This is a genomic window from Pseudoalteromonas distincta (genome assembly GCF_005877035.1).
GTDB lineage: Bacteria > Pseudomonadota > Gammaproteobacteria > Enterobacterales > Alteromonadaceae > Pseudoalteromonas > Pseudoalteromonas distincta.
Window position 1 is genome coordinate 1,089,801 of sequence record NZ_CP040558.1, and the last position, 26,274, is coordinate 1,116,074.

Genomic DNA, 26,274 nt, shown 5'->3' on the forward strand with positions numbered 1-26,274 from the left:
TTATGTTGCTTTTACCTCCTATTCCTCAGCTTGCTCAGTTTAACTGGGAGCGTATTACACAGCAGTGGAATAGCCTGACTTTACAAACAAAGAAAATTGCCGACGGTGCAGGACAAGGCGAAGAATTTAAAGCGCTTGAGCAACAGGTAAGGCAATGTGTATTAAGCAGAGATATTACACAATTAAAAAACACACTACTTAAACGCAAAGGTGTGCGTGTTTTAACTCAGTTATGGATTGATAAAGAAGAGGTAAGAAAAGGCTCATTAAACGAAGAAACAATAGATTATATTCAAGCTAAACATCCCAAACTTGGTATGTCGTCGTTAATGAATTTAATTTCGTTAGTTTATCGTTATTTTGATGCACTGGTTGATGGCAATATTTTTAACAGATTAACGCAGTGGCTTAAACAGCAAATAGAGCAACGTTTAAAAGATCGCAAAAACTCAAGTGACACAATATTGTCGGTGCTTAATCAAGCCAAATGGCTGTTTGATTTAACAGCTCCTAAGGCTTTGGTTAACCTTGCCAAACAAAACCACTTAGACTTAAACGAACAATTAAAAAAACTACGCTTAAACGAGCTGCCGCAAGGGCGCTTTTTAGATATTTGCCATGCACAATATTACTTAGATACACTGAAAGAAATTCCTGTTGGTGAGCAACATGATGTTCTGCATGAGCTACTAAAACATGATGTTGCCACAATGCCTTTTGAAGAAGATAAACGAATAGGGCACATAGCGCTTGAAATTATTATTGACCGCTCTGCTGGTGCACCAAGTGAAATATGGCAAAACTTTGTACTTAATTTAGCTGGCGATCCGCGTATTGCTAATACAGCTACAAATTACCGCCAGTGGTGGAAGCCCATTGGTGAAAGTAGAGTAAAAGCAGTAACAAGCTGGCTTGCCAAAGAAGACTTGCGGTTATTTTTAGGCGCTATTGAAGAGTACGCAAATTACACCGGCGATGAAGCGTTAAACAGAATGTTCCCCGCACGTAAGCGCTTTTTAGAAGGGCTTTATGAACATGGGTTTGTTCGTAATGCACGGCTAATGCTTGGAAACCAAGCAGAGCATACAGTTAAGCGAGTGCTAGGAAAGAGTTTAACAACCAGTTATATAAAGCTTAGAGGAATGGCCCAAACTTCCATTATTTATTTAGATTGCGGTGATTTTCATATCATTGAAGGATCGCATAACTTTAAGCTATGGATTTATATGGGTTTACCTAGTGAGAAGCTTAACGATTACTCTTTGAGTGAGTTAAACCATTCTTCTTTAACACACAGCTTTCCACAGGAATTTAAAAAGAACTATCCAAAAGGCGAGTTAATGCCTATTCAACACTCGCCGACTTCTTGGCAAAAAAATGCTATTGATTTTTTAACTCAAAATGGCATTGAACTCGATTTAGAGAAACTATTTTATAAAGACGAATACAGAAGATATATAAGTCGGTATGGATTACCTGTTGTTAAAAGAACGGTTCAAGAAAACAGCATCTTGGAAGACAGTATAATTAAAACTTTAGAGACCTATGAGCCAGTAACCTCTAAAGAGGTAGTGGAGATATTAAGTATAGAATTTAACTTAATCTTAGATCTGTCTACGGTAGATACTAAATTAAATGAGATGCGCTCAGAATACAGATTAATCCGAGATGAGAGTTTTAATTGGAAGCTCGTTTAGGTTAAATAGTTTGATAGCTGAAGTTTTAAAAAGGAATTGAAAAATACATGTCACTTGTTAGTTTGATAAAAGGGCTTTTGCCTAAAAATAAAAACGGTCATTCATCAGGTGAGAGATACTCCTTAGTATATGACTCGTATGGCGTTAATTTTGCCACTGATGAAGCATCATTTCATTGCCTAAACAAAGGTGAGGGTGGAAGTAGTCAGCTTATTCAGCATGTAGTACTTAAAATGCTTGAAGAAAGACATATTGCTGAAACACTGCCTAATGGCTTTAGGCTTGATAGTGAGCAAGCATGTTTATTAGACCCCGAAGATGCAGACGTTTTAGGGCTACCGCCTTTTTTTAATAACGACTTTGACGTTGATATTCAAGGTAGAACAACTAAAAGTAGCTTTACGCTGCAGTTATTTGCAAAATTTGAGCAGCAAAAATATCCAGTAAAAAGAAAAGGACCTATACTTTTTTTTAGTGAGCAGACTCAGTATTTAATGACGCCTGAGCAGCTTAATGCAGTTATAGCCGTAGAAGAACATTCGTCGCTTACGCCTGATGACCACACTGAGCTAAATAATGTGTTGGCAGTTGCTAAGTTACAGCAAGCAGCTAAAGATGGGTTAAAACTAGATTTAAAACATTTTGATAAATTTGATTTAGTACAACCACAACAAATTACAGTAACAGCAAATCAACAGGTTGATGGTAGCCTAGAGCTTAGCCCAAGCTTTGGTGATGGATCATCATCTGAAGACTTACAAAATCGCTTAGCTCAGTTACAGGGCGACGGGCAAGTAATGCGAATAAAAGACCGCATTGTTTTACTTACTGACGATAAAAAGCAAGCTGTTAAAGAGGTACTGCAAAATAGAACAATTCCCGCACACAAAGTCGCAGAATTTATTAAAACCCCTTCAGCTTTTTTAGATGCGTCTATTCTTAACCTCGATCTTGGATTTTCTCTGAGAGTTGCTGGTATTGGCAAAATGGTACACATTCCTTTTGGTCAAGACAGCGATGGCAGTAATGGCTGGTTTTCGACAAATACAGACAGTGAGCCACCAGAGCGCTTAGTTAAGTTGCTTGAATGCGAGGAAGATGTTGTATCGTTTGAGCAAAGTTACCAGCAAGCTAAAGGGCAAAATGCAGATAGTGTTGTTGTTGCTGATGAGTTAATTGACATACGCGATGAGCAGCGAGTTAGTGAAACACTCGCAGAGGTAAGAGAAAATTTAGCAAACCCTTCTAATGACTCAGATACGCCTGAAGTTGAAGATACTCTGGTTCGTAAAGAGCAAGTTTCTTTGTTACTAAAAGATGCGGAAGAACATAATCAAGACATTGTAAATAAAGTTGCGCAGTTAGACCGAGCTATTAGTTTTGATAGAACTAATTTAGCGCGAACACCTTTCCCTCATCAAGAGTCCGGCATTAGCTGGATGATGTCGTTACTTAAGTCAGCGCAATTAGATAACCATGATGATATGTATAGAGTACAAGGGGCTTTACTAGCCGATGATATGGGGCTTGGTAAAACCTATATGACGTTAGTTATGCTGGCTGAGTACTTGTCGATGCAGCAGCAAAGCAATAAATCCGAAAAGCCTATATTAATAGTCGCTCCACTTAGTTTACTGGAAAACTGGGAACAAGAGGTTGAAGCTACTTTTAAAAATTCCCCATTTAGAGATATTAAAGTCCTGCAGTCATCAAGGGATTTGAAAGAGTTTAAAGTTCAAGGGGCTGAACGAGAGTCTATGCAGCTTACGACGGTAATGAATGATTCGCATGCTGATCATAAATCTATTCGTTACGCTTTGCATGTTGGGGCTGATGCAGCAACAAAGCGTTTAGATATGGATAGACGTGTTGTTATTACGACTTATCAAACGCTACGGGATTACCAATTTTCTTTATGTGTTATTGACTGGGGAATTGTAATATTTGATGAAGCTCAAAATATTAAAAACCCAAATACTCAAGCAACACGTGCAGCTAAAGCACTAAAAGCTGATTTTAAATTACTAGCTACAGGTACTCCTGTTGAAAATAGCTTAAGCGAGTTTTGGTGTTTAATGGATACAGCGCAACCAGGGCTATTAGGCGATTGGGGGTATTTTAGAGAGCGCTGGATTAAGCCAATAAGTAGTGCTAATGAGGAAGAAAAAGCAGAGGTGCGTTTAGAAGTTGGTAACGATTTACGTAATGCTGCTGGGCAGTTTATGTTACGCCGAACCAAGGAAGACGAGCTAACCGGAATGCCTACTAAAACAATAAAAACAGGTATTCATAAAGACTTGGCTGACAATATGGCATTTGCTCCAGAGTTAGCTCGTAATATGACCGGAGGTCAGTTGCTTGGCTACAACCAAATTGTTGAAGATTATAGAAAGGAGAAAGCAAAAGAGCAGGGCGGCGGCCATGCTTTAACAGTATTACAGCAATTAAGGGCTGTTAGCTTGCATCCAAGGCTTGATGAGGTTTTTAAACAGCCACCTAATAATGCCAAAGAGGCACAGCGTAATTTACAAGAGTCTGAAAAGTTACGTATGTTGTTAGATATATTGTCAGATATAAAAAACAAACAAGAGAAGGTAATTATTTTTGCGACAACTAAAAAGCTCCAGGCTGTTCTTAAAATATGCTTAGATAAAATTTATGAGCTAAACATTCATGTTATTAACGGAGACAGCAAAGCGATTGCTACAAAAAAAGATCAGCTGTCTCGTAAAGGGATGATCACTGACTTTGAAGCAGAAGAAGGCTTTAACGTTATAATTATGTCGCCTGTAGCGGCAGGCGTTGGCTTAACGGTTGTTGGTGCAAACCATGTAGTTCATTTAGAACGCCACTGGAACCCCGCAAAAGAAGCGCAAGCTACAGACCGTGTTTATCGTATTGGTCAAAAAAAGCCTGTGTTTATTCACTTACCCTGCCTTTTACACCCAGAATATGATTCGTTTGATGTGAATCTAGACAAACTACTCGCAAAGAAAACCATGCTAAGAGATGCGGTAGTAACGCCTGAAGTGGTGAGTGAGCATGAGCTAATGTCGTCAATGGGGTTATGAGGTTAAGTGGCATTAAGGATGAGCTTACTACTTTGCAAGCTTGTGAAATTAATTTCGAAAGATAAGAGCATAATATTGAGAGCCGCTACCATCTTCGCGGTCTCAAATACAAAAATAAGTTATTATTAATTGATTATAAAAGTAAATATATTTAGACAATTAGGATAGTGGAATATGGAATCACCAGAGATTTTTTTAAAAGAGCTTAACAGTACTTTACGCAGATTAAGGGGGGCATCCAATGTACTTGCTAATGAAGAAATAGATAAAAAATTATTAGCTGTGATGCGTCGGTTACTGTTAGCTGAAATATTAGGGAATGAGTGGATAATTGCAGTAGGTGGCTCGCAAGGGGCAGGCAAAACAACTTTAATGTCTAAAATTTATGACTGTGGAGATTGGCTACAAGGCAACGAAGGGCGCGGTGAAAAATTACCCGTTATGATTATTGAAACTAATGAAGTAACTGCACCGCAGGGTTATGTAAGACGTTTACAAAAAAGTGATATTGGAGATCAGCTATTAATAAAAGATGTACTTATAAATGTCGAAAACTTTAATCAAATTATAACAGACCCTTCAGCAGAAGATTTACTCCCAGTCTTAAAAGTACCAAAACGTTATTTTAAGAGGGAGAATCAGTCTTGGCTACTTTTACCAGGCTATGAAAAACAAGATCGAGATAATAAAGATTGGCAAGAGTTAATGCGTCAGGCAATGATAGCTGCAGGTGGTTGTATAGTTGTTACAGACGAAACAAGAATGGCAAATCAACAACAGCTTGATATTACAAAGGATATGCTTGCAAATGAGTTAAAGCATTGCGAACCCTGTGTTGTTATTTCTAAAACTGAATCATACAAAGGAAACTCAGATCGCCAAAGTCAACTCAAAAATAGTGCAATGAACACTTTCAAAATAGATGAGAGCCGAATTGATAAGCAGATAATATTGACTGGAACGGATGATTCTGATTACTGTGAAGAGTGGATGCCAAAATTAGTTAACATGATTGATGAACTAAATTATACAGGGCAATCGAATCGTGTTTTTCAAATTAATAATCTAGCACAGTTAATTGGCCGAGATTTAACTAAAGTTTTAAATAGTATTAGATCTAAGGCTAGGCTTATCTTTAATAGTTCTGAAGCAACAGAGAGTGCATTAATGTGTAAAGAGCTTCTAGGTGAATTTGATGAGGCTGTTACATCATTAAGAGAAGAGCACAAAAAAATTGCAAAAGCACATGTAAACCAGAACCTGAAAAATGCGACTAAGACCCTAGACGAAAAATTAGCTTCAGATCATGAAGGTTTAAAAAATTGGATTACTAGTGCGTTTGACAGCACAACTGAAATAAAGACAAAAGCACAGCAAACTGTTGAAGAAGCTTGGCAACAAGAAGGAAGTAACTTTCTTTCTGATTATGCTAGTCAATTAACAGGTTTGACTTTAGAAAAATTAGGACCAGTAAACAACTCTGAGTTAGAGATAAGTAAAAATGAAACCCCTAAGTTACCGAACACTAAAAAACTTATTGAACTTGGTTATGCTGGGAGATCAGGTAAACCAATTCAGTTTAAAGTATTAAGTGAAGAAATTAAGAACGACATCAAAATAGTACTAAGCCATAACTCTAATACCAGTAGCGAAACAAGTAAAAAACTAGCTGAAAGTGTAAGGTTGATACCTATTATATCCCTTGAATATGCGAGGTTGTCATACTCTGTGCCTAAGTTGTTAGCTGATGAACTTAAATTAAAGATGAATGATAATGGTGAGTTAATAGAGCAGAGTGTGGAGGCAATTAGTAAAGGCGCAAATGAAGGTAGAAATGCTCTCAAAGCTGTCGCTGCTTTATTAGCTGTAGACGTGATGAGTGATGGTGATTCAGACATACTAGGTACACTTTTTGGTCATACCAAAGATAAAGAATCTGAAACCAGTTCGAATGATTCTGCAAGCGAAGAATCAACCAATGAGCCAGAAGGTGGCAGTGTTCCCCCTGTTATGCTTCACCCTGCTGCCATTGCTGTTACTGCCGTTGTTGCTGCTTGCTATATAACAACCAAAGCTGTATCAGGGCTCAGGAAACAAGAGCAAGAGTTAAGTATTCAAGCACACTCTTTGCTTAGTGCAATCTCAGATTCTCACTATGTAAACTTTTGCGGCAGTTTTGATGAAGTAATGCGCTCAGCAAGATCTAGATTAGAGTTTACTTTACGACAACGCTATCATTTAGATGAACACTTAATGCGTAAGGAAAGATTAACAAAGGCTTTAGCTGATGTAATTGTTTTATCAGATGATCTTAAAGCTGAAATTGATTCTTCAGCAAGCGGTTTAAATCCATTATTAGTTGGACACACAGCTGAGTATGATTAATGATTGGTTAACTGAATACTGGTCTGAGTTATATCTATCAAATTTGGGCTGGGCGTTTGATGCATACGAGCGATTAATAAGCTCTATGAGTCACGATATAAAAAAAACATTATTGATGAAAGGAAAGCAGGTAGATCCTTTTGTAGTTGTTTTCGGCAAGACTCAAGTAGGAAAAACGACACTTCTTCTTGATTTACTCGGTATTCATTCAGATCAAATAAGTATAGTTTCCCATGTACTAAGGGGAGGAAGAGAGGCTGGGAAGTCAGCCACTGCAACAACTATGGAATACTGTCGTTCTACAAGTGAAGATTGGGCTCTAACAATCAACTCTAAAAAAGAGTTCTATGCTGCTGAGTCCGATATGATATTAGCTCTAAGTGATTTAAGAGAGAGTATGGAAAATGAAACTCAGTCTTTTAATTCTCCATGTATTGTAGATATACCAACACGTTTCTTTTCTATCGCTGCTAAAAAATGCGCTAATATACGTATTTTAGATTTACCCGGTGATAATCCTGCGAATGCTACAGAGCAAAAGCATGTATATGCTATGGCAAAAGCTTATCTCCCTTTTGCTGATTTAATTTTATTAGTTGGAAGGGGTGATGATTTGAGTTTTCTAAACTCAGAGGCTATGAGTTTTCCGGGGCTAGAGAATTGGCAAGCTATGCTTGGACGTTTTCGTATAGTAACGACATTTTCTTATTCAGCTCAATCAATAAGAGACCTAATTCGTAAGAAAGAAGAGGTTAATATCAGTGATATTAGAGCGAGACTGATTGAGCAAATTCAGCGCTTTGGAGAGCTAAGTAATGAAGGTAAAAATCAGAATCTATTTTACCCTCTTGAATTTGGAAATAGCTGGCAGAATCTAGAAAAGCAGGAACCTGTACTTTACAGAAAATTAAAACCATTAATTAATGGGCTTCGAACAACATTAATTGATGAAATACATGCTTCTGTATCGCCTGTTAGTCGTCTTCGAAATATGCTCGATAGTCATGTAAGGATCGAATATATTTATAAAAAGAAATTAGAGAGGTTGAAACAGGACGAAAAAAAAATCATCAGAGAGATTCAAGCTATTGACGAAGATGCTCAAATCTATAAAAAATTAAATGAACGAGAGCTTGAACAATTAAATAAAAAAATTAAGTTAATTGAGTACGGTACAAGTGAAAATTTAAAAAGCAATATCAATGACTTGATAGCTGTTTATAAGAGCGAGTGTCACTCTAAAATTGATAGAAATCCAGAGAAAGAAAGTGTTATTTCTCTCAAAAGGTTGATTCTTAATTATAAATCTCAACTGAATGAAATTGAATTAAATTTAAGCCAATCCTTAATTGTAAATAATAAAGCATATTGGAGAGATGTTGAGAAAACTTTTATGGAGCCAAATCCTAGCGTGATTAATAATGAGGTTCGATCTATTTTTGGTCAGGTGGAAAAAGATTTAGATAAATACTTTATAAAAAAATACCTATCAATTAAAAACTACCACCATGATAAAAATAAAGTAGAAACGGCTAGGAAAAAATCAGAAGAATTTATCCTTTTGCAGTGGGAGAATTCTTGGATTAAAGCAATTAATACAATGAACAAAAAAAATAACAATAAAAAAAGACAACTTAAAGCGAGCATATTGATAAACAAAGATGAACAAAGAAAGCTACGGAAAGAATCTCATATAAAAAATAATGTATTAAGCAAGTTGAAAATAAGAGTTATAAATACTGAAAAATTAATGAAGGAAGATATAACAAAGTTTGAAACTTTTATTAATATATTGGAGCAAGAGTATCATGCATTACAAACAAAAAAAATTGATGCATTTTTAGATGAAGATGATGAATGTGATGCTTTTATGCAGTTAATCTCATTTTGTGAATTAAGTGCTCAGAGAGATACGTTAAAGCTTTTACATGGAAAAAAGTGATTAGAATATGATTACAAACAGTGAGATTAATAATAAAGAAAAACAATTAACTGAGTTAATGGTGAAAATCGTTAAGCAACCACTTGCTCCTGTTATCAATGACTTGGAAAGATTAAAAAATGATATTTTATCTGTAGGGGATGCGCTAGAGGAGGCTAATGAAAAGCTTGATTTGGTGAGTGCAGATAAAGATGAGTTATTAAAACAATTAACAAAAAAAATTTCACGTTTAGAAGAGCGTGTTTTAAACGATATAGCTAAAAATAGCGCAGAAATTATTAGTGACAATAAAGATAGAGTTGAACAACAGCTGTTAGTTTTTAATAAGTCTATTGATGGTGCGGTGTCTGAAATAATATGCTCAAGTGATACCGTTAAAGGTATGTTGGTTTCTTTTAGTAACAAGATAGATGAGCGTCATAAAGAACTGTTAGATAGGAATAGTTGTTTAAATTCTAAGGTTGATAAACTAGTCCATGGACAAGAAGACACTAATAATAAAATAGCTAAAATTATTGAAGAACAAGAGAAAGCAACATTGGAATTGACTAGTAAAAATGATGAAATTAAAGGTTTAATATTTAAAGTTAACAAAAAGATTAATTTATTTTCACTCGTTTTATTAGTGCCAGCTTTAATTGCTACCTCTTATTATTGTTTTCAAACACTTAGCTATTAACAGCTCAGAATGAAACTCCAATTCAGCGCCTCAAACGCACTTAATAAATATCTAAAAGCTGATTTACCTCGTTTGCCACATGAGCCTGGTAAACAAGCAGAGGTAAATACCCTCATTAGCGATAGTAATGTTTTTAACTGGCAATTGCAGATTATTGATAACAGCTCTAAATCTCGTGAAAAAACAATCATTGTTTGTGAAGCGAATAGCCGTTTTACGTTTTTTATACCGGTTAATCTAAAGCTATCGCAAGAGGAGTTAACTCAGCGCTTAGCACATGAATGGCAATTGATATTGGCAGAAATACTTGAGGTGTATCAGCTAATACCTCGTAGCGACATCGCCGTGCTATTAAGTGAAATATCTAAAATAGAATTCACCCTGCGCTGGGTTAAAAACACTGATTAAAGTATAAGCGGGCATATTAGCGATGCCGCACTTTGGGTTACCCAAACACTCAAAGAAGAGGGGCTTTATGAGTTATCTAAAGAGCTTGCTATTGAATTAGCAACATACTTAAATACTCATCCGAAACGTATTACCAATAAAGCAACTGGTCGTAAAGAGAGGTTTATACCGATAGAACGCTTATTAAGTTACTGCCAATCGCTTATCACTGCACAGCAACGAGATGCTAAACCGCCAAACGATATAATTGATAACAGTAATATCATTAATTTTAGTGATTATAAAAAAGCTAAAACAAACTAAATATATTTTCGCAAGCTTGTGAAATTATATTTTTATAAATTTTTGTATAGCATTACAAAAAATAAAGCAGTACTAACAAACGCCTAATTGTTAGTTAAATATTTAAGGAAGAAAATGACCCTCTCATTACAAAATTTTAATAAAGCCCTATCTGAAGCAGAACAACTATTAGCATGCTTTGAAACGTTAAATAACCATCCAGAATTATGCTCGTATGATGTTTTAAAAAAAGCGAGCTTAATAATGACGCTAACAGCGTGGGAAACCTATGTTGAAGATGTGGTAACTGAAATTTTTGATGCCAAGTTTAGCTTAATTAAAGGCTCTCAATTTGGCCACTTTGCAGAAAATCAATTACATGAGCGTTTAAAGTTTTTTCATAATCCAAATTCAAATAAAACTAAAAAGCTTTTTGAAGAGTTTTTTGGTGTAGATATTACAGAGCAGTGGATGTGGCCAAACGTGTTACCAAAAGATGCCAGAGAGCAGCTGAATAAATGGATTTCTAAACGGGGAGAAGCTGTACACCGTGCACAGCTTGATATTACTCAACCACAAATAATTAAAAAAGATGAGCTTGAAAAGTGTTTGCGTTTTTTTAAGGCTTTAGCACAAGCAACAGACAAAGCATTAGCAGTAATTTAAAGGAATAAGTAATGAGTTTACAAACAAGAATAAAAAAATTAATTGATCAAATTTCGGTTGGTATGCATGAGCGTGAGGAAATAATCCCTGTTGCATTACTTGGCGCACTCACTGGGCAAAATACATTTTTATATGGTCCACCAGGCACAGCTAAAAGCTTGATATCGCGTCGTATTGCTAAAGCATTTGATACCCCGCCTTATTTTGAATATTTAATGAACCGTTTTAGTACACCAGAAGAGGTGTTTGGACCGGTATCGATTAAAGCGTTAAAAGAAGATCAATATACACGTAAAACCGAAAATTATTTACCGAAGGCAGAGTTTGCGTTTTTAGATGAAATTTGGAAGTCGAGCCCTGCAATATTAAATAGTTTATTAACACTCATAAATGAGGGTATTTATAAAAATGGCCAAGAACTTGAAAAAGCGCCCTTAAAGGCTTTAATTGCAGCATCAAACGAAACGCCTGAAGAAAACCAAGGCCTAGATGCTTTATATGATCGCTTTATTATCAGGTTAATGGTTGGGCCAATTGAAATAAAAGAAAACTTTGAAAGCTTAATAAGTAGTAAACCAACTCATGCTGAAGCAAGAGTTACTGATGATGTAGTCGTTAAGAATAATGAATGGGCTAGCTGGCTTAAAAAAATTGATACGGTTGAGCTTTCAAAAGAAACGTTAACAATAATTCATTTGATAAGACAAGAGCTGTCGGATCAATTTGAAGAGCTTGGTGTTTATGTATCAGACAGACGCTGGCAAAAAGCAGCTCAATTGCTAAAAGCCTCGGCATTTTTTAATAACCGTAAACAAACTAACCACAGCGATGCTTTATTATTACGTTATTGCCTTTGGACCACCGAGAATAATCGCGAAGATGTTGAGAGCATAGTAAATAATGCAATAGAAGAATCTGGTTTTTCACCAGAGCTAAGCTTAGCTGAGCTTGATAGAAAAAAAGATGCGCTTGATAAAGAGATTACTAATGAAATTTTTCATGAAAAAGATGTGTACGAAACACATGATATTAATGGTAAAGAGCACTATCAAGTGAAACAAGTATTTTCATATAGAGGGGGATACTATGCATCAGATACAAAAACAACAACACGAACTTTTTATATCCCTATTAATAAAATGAAGAGTAAAGACACCTTTAACCCTTTTGATGCGAATGGTAATGAGCTTGAAACTTATACATGTACGTTTGATGGTCAAGGTAGTTGCGAAGTTAAAATTACTGGATTAGAGGGACGATATGACTCTACAGCCCATGTAACACCAAAGATTCTATATAAAAAAGGGCAAAAGAAACAAAACGTAAATAACCGCCTAATTAATGCTTTAAAAGCTGAAGTTAACAAGCTTATACAGAGCTTGAGAACAACTTTAGAATTATGTGAGGCTAAGCAAGCAGAGTATGTAGCTTCTTTATACTCACCATTTGTGTCTGAACAATCATGCAATATAGCGCTAAATGGCATTAATCAGCAAATAAGTAATTTGAAGTTAAGAATTAAAGATTGCGACCGTTTAAAAGGGTTATGTAGTGCGTAAAGTTGATGAACATGCCACCACGATGCTTGCTGAAATTTGTAACGATTACCAACGTGTATTTGAGCAAGCGCCCAACTTATCATTACAAGTGGAAGAACGCTTAAAAAATTGGGCCGATAAAACGAACCGGCATTGCTTGTTAGAGTACCCTTATTACGATGCTCAAAATGAATTGGATGCGTTTACTGGTTTAGACTTTGATAGCATAACCACACAAAAATATGAACTTGCACTAAATAAATACAAAGCTTTGTGTTTAAAAAGTAACGTTAATTACAACAAAGACTTTTGGGATACAGATTTAGTTCACCTCAAAAATGAGGCTGTTGCGTCAAACAGTAAAAGCGTTAAAGCTGCTAGTGATTTAGCCACTTCTGCTAATTTATTGGCAAAGGAGTGGCAAAAGTTACTGTGTTCACTATATGAACAGTGGGAGCTAGAGCAAATAACTTTATTAAGAAAAAAGTTTTTAAAAAGCTTAGCTAAAAAACTAAAGCTTATTGACGAAATGCTTACTTTATTATGTACGCTAGGTATTGAGCCAGGCATTTTACTTGACCTTTCTAGTGGTTCTTTGAGGCTAAATAATTTAGCTAAAGTTAAAAGCTTAATGGAACGAATTCATAGTGATGAAGGAATTAAAAAGCTATTAGACTTGTTAGGTCGTATTAACCAGACTAAAAAAAGTGAAAGAATAGAAACAGTTACTCATTCTTATATACAAAAATCTCCAATAATCGATATTAACTCTAAAGAAGAAATAGTAGGTATTAAATTATCTAAAGATATTGAGCATGCACTACCTTCTGAATTAGCGCTATTAAGTGACGAGGAAACATCAATTTTATTTGATCTTAAGTATGTTGAATCTTCTTTGATGTGCTTTGAAATGTCGGGGCAGCAATTTGTTGATGAGGAATTTGAAATAGAAGAGGAGTTGACAGTTGATGAAGATGAACAAAAAGGCCCTGTTATTATTTGCATTGATACCAGTGGTTCAATGCGAGGAACGCCTGAAACTGTTGCAAAAGCCGTTGCCTTAGTTATGTCACTAAAGGCGCAAGCTAAAAATAGAGATTGCTATATTATCAACTTTTCTACTTCGATTAATACATTGGATCTATCCAAAGGGTTTAGTTTAGAAAAGTTGACAGATTTTTTATCAATGTCGTTTTATGGTGGAACTGATGTAGGTCCAACTATTAGCCATGCAGTTAATTTAATGACAGAAAATACGTATAACAAAGCTGATTTACTTATCGTTTCTGACTTTATAATGGATGGGCTTCCAACTTCGGAAATAGAGGCCATATCTGCTTTAAAGATGAACGGAAATAAGTTTTTTTCTTTGGTAGTGGGTGACTGTTACTTAAGTAAACGCCTTAGAGAAGTATTTGATCAGGAATGGATATATAACCCTCACAATGGAAGTATTAAAGAGCTGGTTGCTATTGAAAGCTGGCTTGATTGATTAAGGATTAATAGAGTTTTATTTTGAAAGATACAAAGCATTTTGGGCTGAAATATTAGATGAAGTCCAAAGTGATGTCGGTCAGGTTAGGTAACGACTGAAGGGTTAAATAATCTAATTGGCAGAGCAAAAAGTATTGTGGAATCTACTTGTAGTGCTTCTAAAAACCTACTTTAGACTTTGCTATGAATTAAGCATTATTAGTGTTACCCCATAACGGGGTAGCACTTTAAGCCACAGTCAAAGCTGTATCTCTTTTCCCTATTTTTTCACTTATCCATTCTTCAACTTCACTTTCTACCCAGGCTACAGAGTTACCACCTAGCTCAACTTTCATTGGAAATCCACCAGCACTCATAAAGCGATAAACAGTTGAGCGGCTTAAGCCTGTGATATGTAAAACTTCTTTTAATTTGATTAAACGCATGGGCTTTCTCCGGTTAGGTTAGTAGTACATATCCTTTCCGGGGGGAGTGATTTTTTACTTAGTCGAAACAAAAACGTTAAACATATACATCACTATTTTGCATAAACCATTAAGAGGGCATAACAATGCAAAATAACAAGTCACTATATGAATTTGATCACCCTGTAAGTGATGAACAAATACTAGAAGCAGCAGCTTACATAATCGCTCAAAAGCAATTTAGGCATGGGGCTTTGACATGCCCGAAAGACAGTGAAGAATATTTAAGGCATAAGCTGGCGTTAATCGAGCATGAGGTGTTTGCTGTACTATTTTTGGATAGCCAAAACCGCATACTTGAATACAAAGAGTTATTTAGGGGGACTATAAACGCAGCAAGCGTATACCCACGAGAAGTCGTTAAAGAAGTATTAGCGCTAAATGCAGCATCCGTAATACTGGCGCACAATCATCCTTCAGGCGTCAGTACGCCGTCACAGGCCGACAAGTTAATTACTACCAAATTACAGCAAGCACTCAACCTGATTGATGTTTCGATAGTCGATCACATCATCATTGGTGAAACCAGTTATTCTTTTGCTGAAAATGGCTTGATTTAAAGGGAGTAGGTTATGGCTATTAAAATAGAGCAAGTACCAGGTTTAAACGTACCAGAATCATTGTTTGGTGTGATCGTTAAAGCAGTTGCTAAAGCAGGGGAGTCGGTAGGATGTGCTAAGGCGCTAATTATTAATTTCCGTGATAAAGATTACAGCGCTAAAGCCGGTGGCTTTCATCCAGTCGAAGTAAGGCTAGAAAAACGGGGTATTAGTTGGGAGCTTATATACATTACTGATTTTTCATACCAGGGCCGACCTGATTCTGAATTAGTAAAAGAGATTGATGTGTGCTTTGTGATTAAACGGGTCTATCACATGCTGGTGGGCTGGTTGAGTGAACAAGAGGGGAAGGACCTTTTAACCTTGTTTGTGACTAACTTTGTTGAGTATTACAACACAGGTTGCTACCAGGTCAGTATTACAACTGATTAAGGAGTTGGTTATGGCTGAAGTACAAGCGATTAAGGACCTTGATACAGTTAAGTTAATTAGTTACTTGCTCGAAAAACGTTGCTCTAAGCAGATGAGCCATATATGGAATATAGGTTTGAACTTGGCGTTACGTATATCTGATTTGTTGTCTGTTAAGTTTACAGATATACAAAATGACAGGTTAATTATATTTGAGAGTAAAACAGGTAAGCTAGCAGAGATTAAGTTAAATCAGAAAGCATTAGCGTTTATCCATGAAGTACGCGTAACTCACCCCAACCATGTTTACCTATTTCAATCGTATCGTAATCAACAATCTAAAAGTTCAATAACACGACCCTTGTCACGCAGGGCTGTTACAAGAGCATTTGCGCTGGTGGGTGAAGAGCTTAACTTAAAGCTAGGTACTCACTCAATGCGTAAAACACGAGGTTACCACCTCTATCATAAAACCCAAGACATCGCCCGTGTAATGAAAATGCTCCGCCATAGCTCGGAAGCAACGACACTGCGTTACATTGGAATAACCCAGGAGGAAATCGATAAAGACTTTGAAGAGTTAGAGCTATAAATTTATTACATATAATAGGAGTAAGTTTGTTATGTCGTTAGAAAAAGCCGTTACATGCGGTGTAGTAGGAAATGAAGTATCTAAACAGATAACCGGTAGTAGTGAGCCGTCACTCGGACGAACGGCTATTGCTGTAAGCTCTGGTGCTGTAGCAGGAGCTGCTGTATCTGGTGCAATAGTAGTTGGGTTAGGTGTGGCATCTGCACCTGTTACGGTGCCATTAGCTCTTGCTAGTGGCTTGTTGGCTGGAGTGGCGAGTTTATTTGATTAGAAGTAAACAAAGAACGCATTTATGCAGTGCGTTCTTTTTTTGCTTTTGTAGCGTAAATAGCGCTTCTCGTAATGCTATTTTGGGAACTTGCCATCCCTTATATACTAAGGGTTTGAGCTTATTTAGCTAGTTGAAGGTCTCAAAAGCGCGTTAGAACAATTTATGAGAAGCACAGGTCTTAGTTAAAGTATCACCTCTGACTATAACCAAAACAACGCTGCCCTAAGCCGTAATGCTTAGTATTAAGTTTGGCGAAGTAACTTACTCGACAATAAAGAGCATGGAAGTTTTGAGCGAAATTAGGGTTATTAGCGTCAAGGTAATAGTGTGCATTATCAGGCAAATGAACTAATTCCATCGTTTCATTCAGCGTTAAGGACAACGCACTTGCCCAGGCCTTAGCTATTCGGGTAAACAAGTTATCGCTTTCTATATTTATTTTACCCGTACAGTGGTACCGGTCCTTATTGAAAAACAGTACAAGATGATAATGCTGATGGTGAGCTTCGTCCTTCTCTCTAGTCCAAATATATCTAATATTACATGGATGTGGAGTTTTACCATCACGAACTTTACGTTTTGTATCTGCTTTAATCTGCGCTTCAAGAGAAGCAACAAACCGAGTACATACTTTGTTGCTATCTAGATTAATCGTATTTGAATGTGTAGGTAGCCTTAAATCAATTCTCATAGCAAACGTTCTTTTATATTCAGCACATGCAGCAAGCATGACTTTCTCAATAGCATCTAGGTAGTTAGTAACTAAAGGCTGATTATCTCTAGCTAGGGTTGGATATTGCTTGTAGGTAGGGTTGGTAATTACTGGGTATTGTGTTGGATTATTCATTTTCATTGTCCTGATAAGTATTGGTTCATATCAGGTGTCTGAGCAGTAGTTTTTTAATTTGTATTTATTGTGATGGTAGCTTCGTTACTAGTAACTCTTATAAATATTACCAAACCGAAATTTACACTAATAAAACCAGTTAAGTTTGTGGTGGCTAATTTCATTAACGCATTACTGAGATGTTGTTTAGCGTATTTAGAGTTACTCTGAAGTTAAACTTTAAAGTTTGGTATTTTATGACCTGTGAAGTTTGAAGGTTGCAACCAAAAGTTTGCGATCGTTCAGGATAACTTAAAAAAAAATATATCTTTTCTCGAGTTACTATTTTTGCAAGTACCTATTTTTATGAATAGATACTTTCTAGTACATATAGCATCTGCGGTTAATTCTAAATTATGGCTTTGTTGGTTAAAAGGTAGAGTGCTGTTAGCTTTTGTGTAACAACTCAACACTAAATATTTTGAAATTGTATTCACAAGTGAGGTGATAACGAGGCACATTTTGTAGAAGGTTGAGTTCTTACAATCAGTTTTACTAGTGCCAGTTAAAGAATTATGAACGTTTTGAATAGATACTTTACCTTTGATGCTTTTGGTGAGTAAAAGTAAAAAAACATAATATAAATTATCTAGAACACTTTTAGGTTGTTTGGCTAAGTGTAATTTAATGACTTTAAATATGTGTATAGAAGTCAGGCCTTCTGCTTGGAATTTAGCTAAAGAGCTATTTTCACCTATTGAAGTATCCAAGTTAAGACAGAGGGATTTAATAAAATTATCTTTGTAAATATGCTTGTTAATATTTTTGATTTCCAATAGAGGGTAAAACCTAATTTTACCCATTTGAATCATATTTAACTCTCCCTGTGAATCGAAATTGGTCACTAGGTATGCTGATGGCCTTTTTGGGTTAGCTCTCTTTTCATTGTAAGTAAATCGTTCATTTTGTTTGTAAGTACATCCTTTTGTTATTTGAATAATAAAATTTTGTTCTTTAAGTTTAGTAACAGCCGTTTTTACCTCCATCGGTTTTATTCCGCATGCATTAGCAATGGTAGGCACTGAAAAATTTTCCACGTGGCCAAACTCATCTTCGTTGAGCACGAAGAAGCACCATACTATTTTTATAGGCACCCTTAAGTCTTTGTCTTCTATTTTTGTAAGCTTTTCGCTCGGTAATAATTTACTCATTTCTGTATATTTATCGTAGACAAAAATGTATGAGTCAACAGGTCGACCTTTCTTAAAATGTTCAGTTTTTAGTTTTGAAATCGCATTGATATTTAGCAGTTCATCTACAACTTTTTTGAATTTATTGTGTGAGCATCCTAATTCAATGAAGTCAACTTTAGATACCTCGTCTCCAATTACTCTCCCTATAATTAAGCGGATTAATATCCACTTTGCATGTGGAGATAAATTAGTTGTTAAAGTAAAAAACTCATTCATTTTATTGTTTTTATGTGAGGTGTAGATGTCTGATAGTAGAACAGAATGCTATAATAAACACAATAACAGGTGGTTATTTTGTGATTTAAATGAGGCTTCCAAATTTGTTTGGTTAGTGTTTAGTTATAGTTAAATTGTTTGGTTAGAGTTTTGTTATTATTATTGCTAATGTTTATTCAATATCATTTGCGTTTAATGCTATTTTTAAGTCATTCTCTACAAACTTCTATAGTGGAAAAGTATATCGTTAATATTGAGAGTGTTATTTATAGTAAGAAAGCTTAAATATGAGGATGGCTTTAATGAGTGACTGGTTACTAGGTAGTAATAACTTGAAATGGGTGAATAATGATTGTGATCAATTAAAAGAGTTGCTGGTTAAATATTTTGGTAATAATTTAGATTTCTATGGCTCTGTAGAACTCAAAGACTTCATAATTGAAGAGGTCAGTAAACTCTGCTCTACCCAAGCTGAGCAAAGGACATTTATTAATAAACTGAATAAAGAGTTAAATTATCAAATAAGAAATACAAATAACAAACAGGTTAATGTACAAAAAATTCAATTGGAAATATGCACGAACTTGAAGCAAAAGTTGAATAAATTGAGTAAAAATGCAGATACTACTAAATCAAAGTATGTAGAAGATTTAATTCGTTACGCTCATAAAAATCCAAAGTTATTTTTTAATGAAAAAATGGAAGTTGAGGTATTAAATGTTTTTACTAAAACTAAAAATAAAGAAATAGTTAAAGTGAATATAGCTTCAGATAAGCTCGATGAAAGATTATCAAGTTTAGAGGAAAGGCTAGGGATGCTAGTTACTTTGGTAGAGCCTTTGCTATCAGAAATTCAGCAATATAATTTGGATAAATCAGAAGTGAAAACTGAGTCTGTTGTTAGTTCTGACACTGTTGCTAGTTCTGACACTGAAGAGTCAAAAAGTGACACCGATTTGATGAAAGGTCGCAGCGGGGATGATAATATAACCTGTAAAAATTGGAATGAGCCAAATGAAGCCGCTATTGATATGGCAACTATTCCTCCATCAGATTAATGACTAGTTAAATTTATATAAGATGCCTAGTTGAGCTACATAGTAGAAGTTATTGTTATAGTATACCTATTGGTATTCCTGTTTTGTTATTGGTTATTATATATTATTTATAATCAATTGATTGGGTGGTTTAAGTGAATCCCTCTCCCCCACCATTATTCTTAGAGCCCAGTTATTAATATCGAAAGGTAACAATAACTGGGTTTTTTAATGCCTTCAGAATGACTAATTATTTACTAAGCAAAGTGTCGATAACAGGCCGACAAGTTCATGTTTTTCGATTGGTTTTGAAACGTAACCATCAAATAACTGCCTGTATATTTCTTTTTGTTCTGTAAAAACATTAGCAGTTAATGCAATAACAATTTGTTCGCTATTAAGCGCCTTAATTTTTTTACATGCCTGAAGACCATCCATTTTTGGCATTTGAATGTCCATAAAAATAATGTCTGGTTTGTGTAACTCGTATAATGAAATCGCTTCTAAACCATTGTTGGCAATAATAATGGTGGCTTTAGTTGGTTCAAGCATCGCAGCTGCAACAAGCTGATTTATTTTATTATCTTCAGCTAATAAAATAATTTTTCCAGATAGGTCAGGAAACTCAATATTTTTGGTTGCTAATGTGCTGTCATCAACCTGCGCTTGTTTTAATGGTAAGTACACATAAAACTGACTCCCTGAACCTAACTGGCTTGTTACTTTAATTTCGCCATTCATCAGGCCTATTAATGATTTAGTGATGGGTAAGCCAAGGCCCGTACCACCATATTCACGCGTGGTTGATTGCTCAGCTTGTTCAAAGCGCTCAAACAATCGATCAATTGCTTGCTCAGAAATTCCAATTCCGGTGTCTGATATACAACAACATATTCTGCTTTCCTCAGTTAGCCTAAAGGTTACTGTAACGCCACCTTGAGATGTAAACTTAATCGCGTTAGATATTAGATTTAAAAATACCTGTCTGAGTCTAACTGGGTCGCCCACCCAATGCTTGTGCTCAATATCAATCACAAATTTAAGGTAAATGTTTTTATCTGTTGCTTGCACACCTAAGTCTGACTCTAAGTGATGAATAAGTTCAAAAAAGTCAAAAGGCTTATTCTCTAATGAGAGCTTGCCAGCCTCTATTTTAGAAAAATCAAGAATATCGTTAATAATGGTGGTGAGTGCTCGAGTTGAATACAGTGATTTTTTTAAATACTCTTTTGATTTTTCATTAAGCGGTTGTTCTTGTAATAGTTGTAATGTGCCAAGTATACCGTTCATCGGGGTTCGTATTTCGTGGCTCATATTTGCTAAAAATTCAGACTTTGCTTGCGATGCTTGCTCAGCAAGTTCTTTTGAGTGACCAAGGGCTTGCTCGTGGTCAATTTGTTCTGTTAAATCGTAAGCAATACCTAAGTAGCCAACGGTGTCTCCTTCGTTATTTAACAACGAAGTGACACTTAAATTAACTTGTATTTGCTCGCCTGTAGAAGAAATATATGTCCATTGATTAATATCTGGCTCTGTTGCTGTTGCTTTTAAGATAAATACTTCAAAACCAGGGGGTACGGGTTTATTTAATTCAGCACTAAGTAGTTTAGCCTTTTTTATAATTTCTTCTTTTAAATGAAATATGCTTGGGTCTTTAATACCAATAACATCTTGCGCTTTGTAGCCTAATAACTTTTCTGAGGCGGGATTAAATAGAGTGATTAAGCCGTTTGTGTCGGTCGCAATAATTGAATAACTAGCACTGTTTAAAATACTTTGTTGGAGCATGCTCATATCGGCTATTTCTTGCGTACGTTGTTTAACTTCGCTTTCTAGTTTTAAATTTGCTTGCTGTAATGCGAGTTTATTTTTTTTAGCCTGAAGTGTTTTTCTCTTAATTCTTTGGTTTCTTCTAAAAATAAACAATTGCATTAAAAAAACTACAAACATACAGCCAATAGTGGCGAAAGAGCCATTAACAATGGCTTGATACCGACTAGGGAGATGAAGGTTATAAATAAAGGTGTCTGAGGCATCAATGGTAATTTTCCACGTTCTACCCATTAATTTTATAATTTTAGTTAATTGATAATCGTTAGTTTTGCTTTTTATGCCATAACTAAAAAAATCAGTCTCAGTATCGTTATTGATATCACTTATCGTTAGTTGATTTTCATCAAGGTGTGAAAGTGAGTCTAAAATTTTATCAATTAACAACGGCGAATATGCCCAACCTAAAAGCTCATTAAGGCGCTGTTTTTTATTATCAGAAATAGTAATGGTTTTATATATTGGCACTAATATTAAAAAGCCTTGTTGCGAGAGTTTATTCGCTTGTACTAAAGTCAGTGGCGCCGTTAATTGGGTTGTATTATTTATAGCAGCATTTAGTGCTGCCTGTTTGCGCATGCTCTCAGATCCAATATCTAATCCAATTGCTTGTAAGTTTTTTTGCTCAGGAAAAATATATTGAATTATAAAATGCTCATCACTAGTCGCTACGAGTGTATTCAAATTAAATGTCTGATCGGGTCTATCGTTTTTTGCATCATTCAAAAATTTATTTAATTGCTCAACGCCTACTTTTTTTATATAGCCAATACCATTAGCTCCAGGGAATTCTTTAGCGTAGTTACGGCTCCCAGAGTAGTTAGTTATGGCTTGATAGTTTAAATTATTTGCACCTATCCCATGTACAAAGCCCTTTAAACCAAATAGCCCATATTGATACAAATCGAGCCTACTGTTAATACCTGTAGAAAGCGATGATAGGCGGTTATCAAGCGCATTGTTTATTTTATTTTTTATGGCTTCTTGGTGTTTAATATGAGCAAAGTAGGTAAGTATAATGCCCGCAACTAATAAAATGACGTGAGGAAGCAGTGAGATTAATAACCCTTTATTAACCGGTCGTGCTTGAATCATTAATTAATCCTTTTTCATGAGTCGCAGTTAGTGTGTTTCTATTTTAATACCGTGATAAATATAGCACTTTTTAGAGAGGATACAACTTTGTCCGTAATTAATAATTATATATTTAATAGAACCTTGGCGCTGCTTATACTGAAGTAAAAAAATAGCGTTTTCCCTTTAAATAAATGAGGTTAATAGCTATTTATTGATGTTTTTGTTTGTAAATAATAGTTATAAAGTGCTGCTTTATTGATATTCAAATAATGCGTTTTCCCATTCTTGCAAAATTATTTGGCGCTTCATTTCATCATTAATAACTAAAATTTGAATACCTAATGGTACAGGGCGCAGCTGTCCCTCAGAGGTATCTAGTAGGTGGGGTTGTGTTATACGTACTTCATTGTTTATAGGTTCAAAATTTGTAAAGTTGGCCATATCTGTTTGGCCCTTGCCTGAAAGTATATAATCAAGAAACTGCTGCGCGCCTTTAACATTTTTAGATTTTTTAGGAATAATAGCACTGCGCATAATTACTGAGGTGTAGTCTTTTGGTTGCACTACAACAATATTTGGATATTGCGCAGCCCATGTACGCGCATAAGAGCTTAAAATATTATAGCCTACTGCTATTTCTCCTTTTGAAATAGCTTGGAGTATATCTGCGCTGCGCCTAAACACTCGTGTGTCGTGATATCCAAACGACTCAAGCATTCGGCCATAACTGGAGCTTTGCTCTCTGTCGTGCGCCCAAAGTAAATAACCTATTCCTACAGTTGTTATATCGTAAATACCTATGCGGCCTTTAATTTCATCACTGTGCCTGCGGATCAAATCAAGTAATTCATTACGGCTACCTGGTGGGGGCTCATTAGATAAAAAATCTTTATTGAATGCCATTACCGCTGTTTCGTAGGTAAAACCAAATACCTCGTTACGCCATTTTGCCCATCGGGGGAGCTTTTTTGTTTCCTGTGATTCATAAGTTTGTGCGTAGCCATCGTTAACTAACTTAACTTGCAAGTTCATTGCAGAGCTTAATAAAATATCAGGTGGGTTATTTGTATCTTTTAAAAATGATGTATACACACCGCGTGTACTCAATTCATGGTAATTAATTTGTACGTGTGGGCTAGTTTTTTGAAAAGCTTTTAAAAATGGAGCTATTTCCATTTTATCAGCGCCGCCAAATATAGTGAGTTCAGTGTGTTTTGTTTGCAAAGCTTTAAATATAAGCGGCTTTTGAGTAGTTGCATTTGCATTTAAAAAAACACTACTTAACAACATTATTAAGGCGTAAATATAGGGCGTTTTCATTGCTCACCTTCGGTTAGCATTAGCTTAAAATTAATCTCAAATATAAGTCCCGAAGGGGTGTTATCGAGTAATTGTATGGTTGCGTTATGATGCTCGGCAACTTCTTTGGCAATACTTAGCCCTAAACCACTGCCTGCGCGCGGATCGCCCTTACTTTTATAAAAACGTTCAAATACATGGTGTTTTTCATTATTTGGTACGCCCACACCTTGATCGGCCACGCACAAGCGAGCTATATAGCCAAGCTCTGTGCTATGCAATTGTGTAGATACGTTAATTTCTTTATCTGTTGGGCTAAATTTTATAGCGTTTTCTAAGATATTGCGCAGCATTTGGCTCAGTGCAAATGCATCTCCTTTTATCATTAGGTTTTCTTCACCCTGATAAGTAATCGTCACACCTCGTTGTATTGCCGACACAGCTACATCTCTACAAACCGATTTTACAAGTTCAGGTAGTGATAGGGTAATAAACGGCTGACTATGAAAGCGATGTGCAAGTGTTGCTTGGTTTAACAGTTGCGTTACAGTGCTATCAAGTAAGTCGGTTGAGTAAAGTACGCGCTTTAATTGCTCTGTTCGTATTTTTGAGTCGGTTTCTTCCATTGCATTTTGGGCTTGGCTTTTTAGCCCTGCAAGTGGCGTTCTTATTTGATGAGCTACTTCACCGGTAAAGCGTTTTAAATGATCAAGCGATACTTCTAGTTGAGCCATAAAATGGTTTATAGTAGCGATAAGATCGGCCATTTCCTTAGGTATGCTCATATCTATCGGCCTTAAATCCATAGGCGAACGCCTGCGGATTTTTCTGTTTATGGCATATATTGGTTGCAGAATCTGCCTTACACCTAGCAAAATAAGCACAATAGCAATTACAAAAATTAGAGTAACCATTTGCAGTACTTTTAAGTTCATCTCGTAGGCAAGTTGGTCGCGAGCTTGGGTGGTTTGGCCTATTAAAATATTAATATCGAAGGCTTTTCCTACTTCATATAATTTGTCTGAGAGCATTATAAATCGGTAGTTTTCGCCTTTGTAATGACCTTCCCAAAACTTAATTTGTAAGTTGTCTCTAGGATCATATTCAGAGCGTTGCCAATTATTGCCGGCTTTATCGGTAATGAGCGTATATAGTTCTTTATAACCGGTTAAATGCCCACCTTTGTTTTGAGTAATTTGATACACCAAACGATCGGTTGATGCCATTGAAAGGGTTTCAAACGTGGCACTGGGTAAATCAACAATTATTTCGTGGTAGTCGATATGGATGTTTTCAAAAATTTGCAAAGCAGCGCTTGCAAGTAGTCTATCGTAAGAAAGCTTAGCTGCACTTTTACTGTAATTATTTGCAATAATGTAAGTGAAAAAAGTGATGATAAGCATCAAGCTCATCGTAATTGTGAGCAATTGTCGGCGAATAGACGGAAGCGCTATATTACTCATTACACTCTGCTAAAAGGTAGCCTAAACCGCGTAATGTTTTTATATCAACACTGCTATTTACAAGCTTTTTACGCAGCCTTGCTACATAGGTTTCTATGGCGTTTGGGCTAGGTGAGTCGTCAAAAGAATATAAGTGATCGAGTAACTCATCTTTATTGAGCACTTTGCCTTGATGGGTTAAAAATATTTCTAGTAATCTAAATTCGCGTTGTTTTAAATCAACAAGCTCTTTGGCAATAGTAACTGTGCAAGATTTGCGGTCAAAATCGAGGTTGCCATAGCTAATTACATCTTTACCTAAGCCTTGGTTTCGTCTAAGTAGTGCACGGCAACGGGCTTCTAATTCTCCAAAGTCGAACGGTTTAGTTAGGTAGTCGTCGGCGCCTAAATCGAGTAATTCAATACGGTTTTCTACCTCTGCGCGGGCAGTTAAAATCAATACAGGTGTGTTTGAAGAACGAGCTCTAAGCTTTTTAAGAATTTGTTCGCCATTTAAATTGGGTAAATTTAAATCAAGTAGAATAAGGTCGTACTCATGACGTTTTAATAAAGAATTAGCTACATCACCACTGGTGACAAGGTCTATACCTTGGCCCATTTTGGTAAATCGCTGACAAATTGCCTCGCCTAAAACCTCGTCATCTTCAACCGCTAAAATTCTCATTGAGCACACCTACAGGCAACTTTTAAAAAAGTATAACTTTAAATTATGCAAGACACTAAACAATTAGTGCAAAGTTTACAACACGAAAATACCTTACTTTATAGCAATATAAGCTATAGTTTTATCTTAAACGTTAAAAAATACAATTG

21 protein-coding genes are annotated in these 26,274 nt (G+C 35.8%); 14 read left to right on the top strand and 7 right to left on the bottom strand.

What is annotated here, in order from left to right; genetic code table 11:
* The first annotated feature begins 2 nt into the window (after positions 1 to 2).
* The 9 genes from FFU37_RS04890 (at position 3) to FFU37_RS04930 (ending at position 14,160) form a co-directional block, all read left to right on the top strand.
* Positions 3 to 1,697, top strand: coding sequence for an EH signature domain-containing protein (locus FFU37_RS04890; protein ID WP_138488846.1), 1,695 nt, complete (start codon positions 3 to 5; stop codon positions 1,695 to 1,697).
* A 47-nt stretch (positions 1,698 to 1,744) separates the two neighbouring features.
* Complete coding sequence (locus FFU37_RS04895) at positions 1,745 to 4,768, top strand: DEAD/DEAH box helicase (protein WP_138488847.1); 3,024 nt, start codon at positions 1,745 to 1,747, stop codon at positions 4,766 to 4,768.
* 174 nt (positions 4,769 to 4,942) lie between these two features.
* Positions 4,943 to 7,153: a sugar kinase gene (locus tag FFU37_RS04900; RefSeq protein WP_138488848.1), complete on the top strand. Its 2,211-nt coding sequence runs from the start codon at positions 4,943 to 4,945 to the stop codon at positions 7,151 to 7,153.
* A complete protein-coding gene (locus FFU37_RS04905; RefSeq protein WP_138488849.1) occupies positions 7,146 to 9,095 on the top strand; it encodes a dynamin family protein in 1,950 nt (649 codons plus the stop codon). The genes FFU37_RS04900 and FFU37_RS04905 overlap by 8 nt, the downstream gene beginning before the upstream one ends.
* A 7-nt stretch (positions 9,096 to 9,102) precedes the next feature.
* On the top strand, positions 9,103 to 9,774 hold the full coding sequence (locus FFU37_RS04910; protein ID WP_138488850.1) for a coiled-coil domain-containing protein: 672 nt from the start codon (positions 9,103 to 9,105) through the stop codon (positions 9,772 to 9,774).
* A gap of 9 nt (positions 9,775 to 9,783) precedes the next feature.
* The gene (locus FFU37_RS20365) at positions 9,784 to 10,182 is read left to right on the top strand and encodes a hypothetical protein (protein WP_239022714.1); all 399 of its coding nucleotides are present in this window, start codon (positions 9,784 to 9,786) and stop codon (positions 10,180 to 10,182) included.
* A gap of 417 nt (positions 10,183 to 10,599) precedes the next feature.
* The gene (locus tag FFU37_RS04920; protein ID WP_138488851.1) at positions 10,600 to 11,130 is read left to right on the top strand and encodes a HEPN domain-containing protein; all 531 of its coding nucleotides are present in this window, start codon (positions 10,600 to 10,602) and stop codon (positions 11,128 to 11,130) included.
* Positions 11,131 to 11,141: 11 nt separating this feature from the next.
* A complete protein-coding gene (locus FFU37_RS04925; protein WP_138488852.1) occupies positions 11,142 to 12,689 on the top strand; it encodes an AAA family ATPase in 1,548 nt (515 codons plus the stop codon).
* Positions 12,682 to 14,160, top strand: coding sequence for a VWA domain-containing protein (locus FFU37_RS04930; RefSeq protein WP_138488853.1), 1,479 nt, complete (start codon positions 12,682 to 12,684; stop codon positions 14,158 to 14,160). Before FFU37_RS04925 ends, FFU37_RS04930 begins: the two co-directional genes overlap by 8 nt.
* 229 nt (positions 14,161 to 14,389) lie before the next feature.
* Here FFU37_RS04930 and FFU37_RS04935 read toward each other — a convergent pair whose 3' ends face one another.
* Positions 14,390 to 14,587: a helix-turn-helix transcriptional regulator gene (locus FFU37_RS04935; protein ID WP_024595708.1), complete on the bottom strand. Its 198-nt coding sequence runs from the start codon at positions 14,585 to 14,587 to the stop codon at positions 14,390 to 14,392.
* A gap of 125 nt (positions 14,588 to 14,712) precedes the next feature.
* Here FFU37_RS04935 and radC point away from each other — a divergent pair, with 125 nt between their 5' ends.
* From radC to FFU37_RS04955, 4 genes are read left to right on the top strand one after another with little or no spacing between them, the layout of a single operon-like run.
* Positions 14,713 to 15,186 carry a RadC family protein gene (radC, locus tag FFU37_RS04940; protein WP_138488854.1) on the top strand — a complete coding sequence of 158 codons (474 nt, stop codon included), beginning with the start codon at positions 14,713 to 14,715 and terminating at the stop codon, positions 15,184 to 15,186.
* 12 nt (positions 15,187 to 15,198) lie between these two features.
* Entirely contained in the window at positions 15,199 to 15,618 is a 420-nt protein-coding gene (locus FFU37_RS04945) for a DUF2787 family protein (RefSeq protein ID WP_138488855.1), read from the top strand.
* Positions 15,619 to 15,628: 10 nt separating this feature from the next.
* Positions 15,629 to 16,189: a tyrosine-type recombinase/integrase gene (locus tag FFU37_RS04950; protein ID WP_138488856.1), complete on the top strand. Its 561-nt coding sequence runs from the start codon at positions 15,629 to 15,631 to the stop codon at positions 16,187 to 16,189.
* A gap of 31 nt (positions 16,190 to 16,220) precedes the next feature.
* The gene (locus FFU37_RS04955) at positions 16,221 to 16,460 is read left to right on the top strand and encodes a hypothetical protein (RefSeq protein ID WP_138488857.1); all 240 of its coding nucleotides are present in this window, start codon (positions 16,221 to 16,223) and stop codon (positions 16,458 to 16,460) included.
* Positions 16,461 to 16,650: 190 nt separating this feature from the next.
* Here the strand turns inward: FFU37_RS04955 and FFU37_RS04960 are convergent, their stop codons facing one another.
* Positions 16,651 to 17,307, bottom strand: a complete 657-nt coding sequence (locus FFU37_RS04960; protein ID WP_138488858.1) for an inovirus Gp2 family protein — start codon at positions 17,305 to 17,307, stop codon at positions 16,651 to 16,653.
* A gap of 281 nt (positions 17,308 to 17,588) precedes the next feature.
* Positions 17,589 to 18,755 (bottom strand): hypothetical protein, encoded by a 1,167-nt coding sequence (locus FFU37_RS04965; protein WP_138488859.1) that lies wholly within the window; start codon positions 18,753 to 18,755, stop codon positions 17,589 to 17,591.
* A gap of 302 nt (positions 18,756 to 19,057) precedes the next feature.
* Between FFU37_RS04965 and FFU37_RS04970 the strand changes: the two genes are divergently transcribed.
* Complete coding sequence (locus tag FFU37_RS04970; protein ID WP_138488860.1) at positions 19,058 to 19,813, top strand: hypothetical protein; 756 nt, start codon at positions 19,058 to 19,060, stop codon at positions 19,811 to 19,813.
* A 225-nt stretch (positions 19,814 to 20,038) separates the two neighbouring features.
* On the opposite strand, the gene FFU37_RS04975 is transcribed toward FFU37_RS04970, so the two are convergent.
* From FFU37_RS04975 to FFU37_RS04990, 4 genes are all read right to left on the bottom strand, one after another.
* On the bottom strand, positions 20,039 to 22,717 hold the full coding sequence (locus tag FFU37_RS04975) for a CHASE domain-containing protein (RefSeq protein WP_138488861.1): 2,679 nt from the start codon (positions 22,715 to 22,717) through the stop codon (positions 20,039 to 20,041).
* A 234-nt stretch (positions 22,718 to 22,951) separates the two neighbouring features.
* A complete protein-coding gene (locus FFU37_RS04980; protein WP_138488862.1) occupies positions 22,952 to 24,019 on the bottom strand; it encodes an ABC transporter substrate-binding protein in 1,068 nt (355 codons plus the stop codon).
* Positions 24,016 to 25,461 carry a sensor histidine kinase gene (locus tag FFU37_RS04985; RefSeq protein WP_138488863.1) on the bottom strand — a complete coding sequence of 482 codons (1,446 nt, stop codon included), beginning with the start codon at positions 25,459 to 25,461 and terminating at the stop codon, positions 24,016 to 24,018. Before FFU37_RS04985 ends, FFU37_RS04980 begins: the two co-directional genes overlap by 4 nt.
* Positions 25,454 to 26,125 (bottom strand): response regulator transcription factor, encoded by a 672-nt coding sequence (locus FFU37_RS04990; protein ID WP_138488864.1) that lies wholly within the window; start codon positions 26,123 to 26,125, stop codon positions 25,454 to 25,456. The genes FFU37_RS04985 and FFU37_RS04990 overlap by 8 nt, the downstream gene beginning before the upstream one ends.
* Positions 26,126 to 26,274 lie beyond the last annotated feature (149 nt).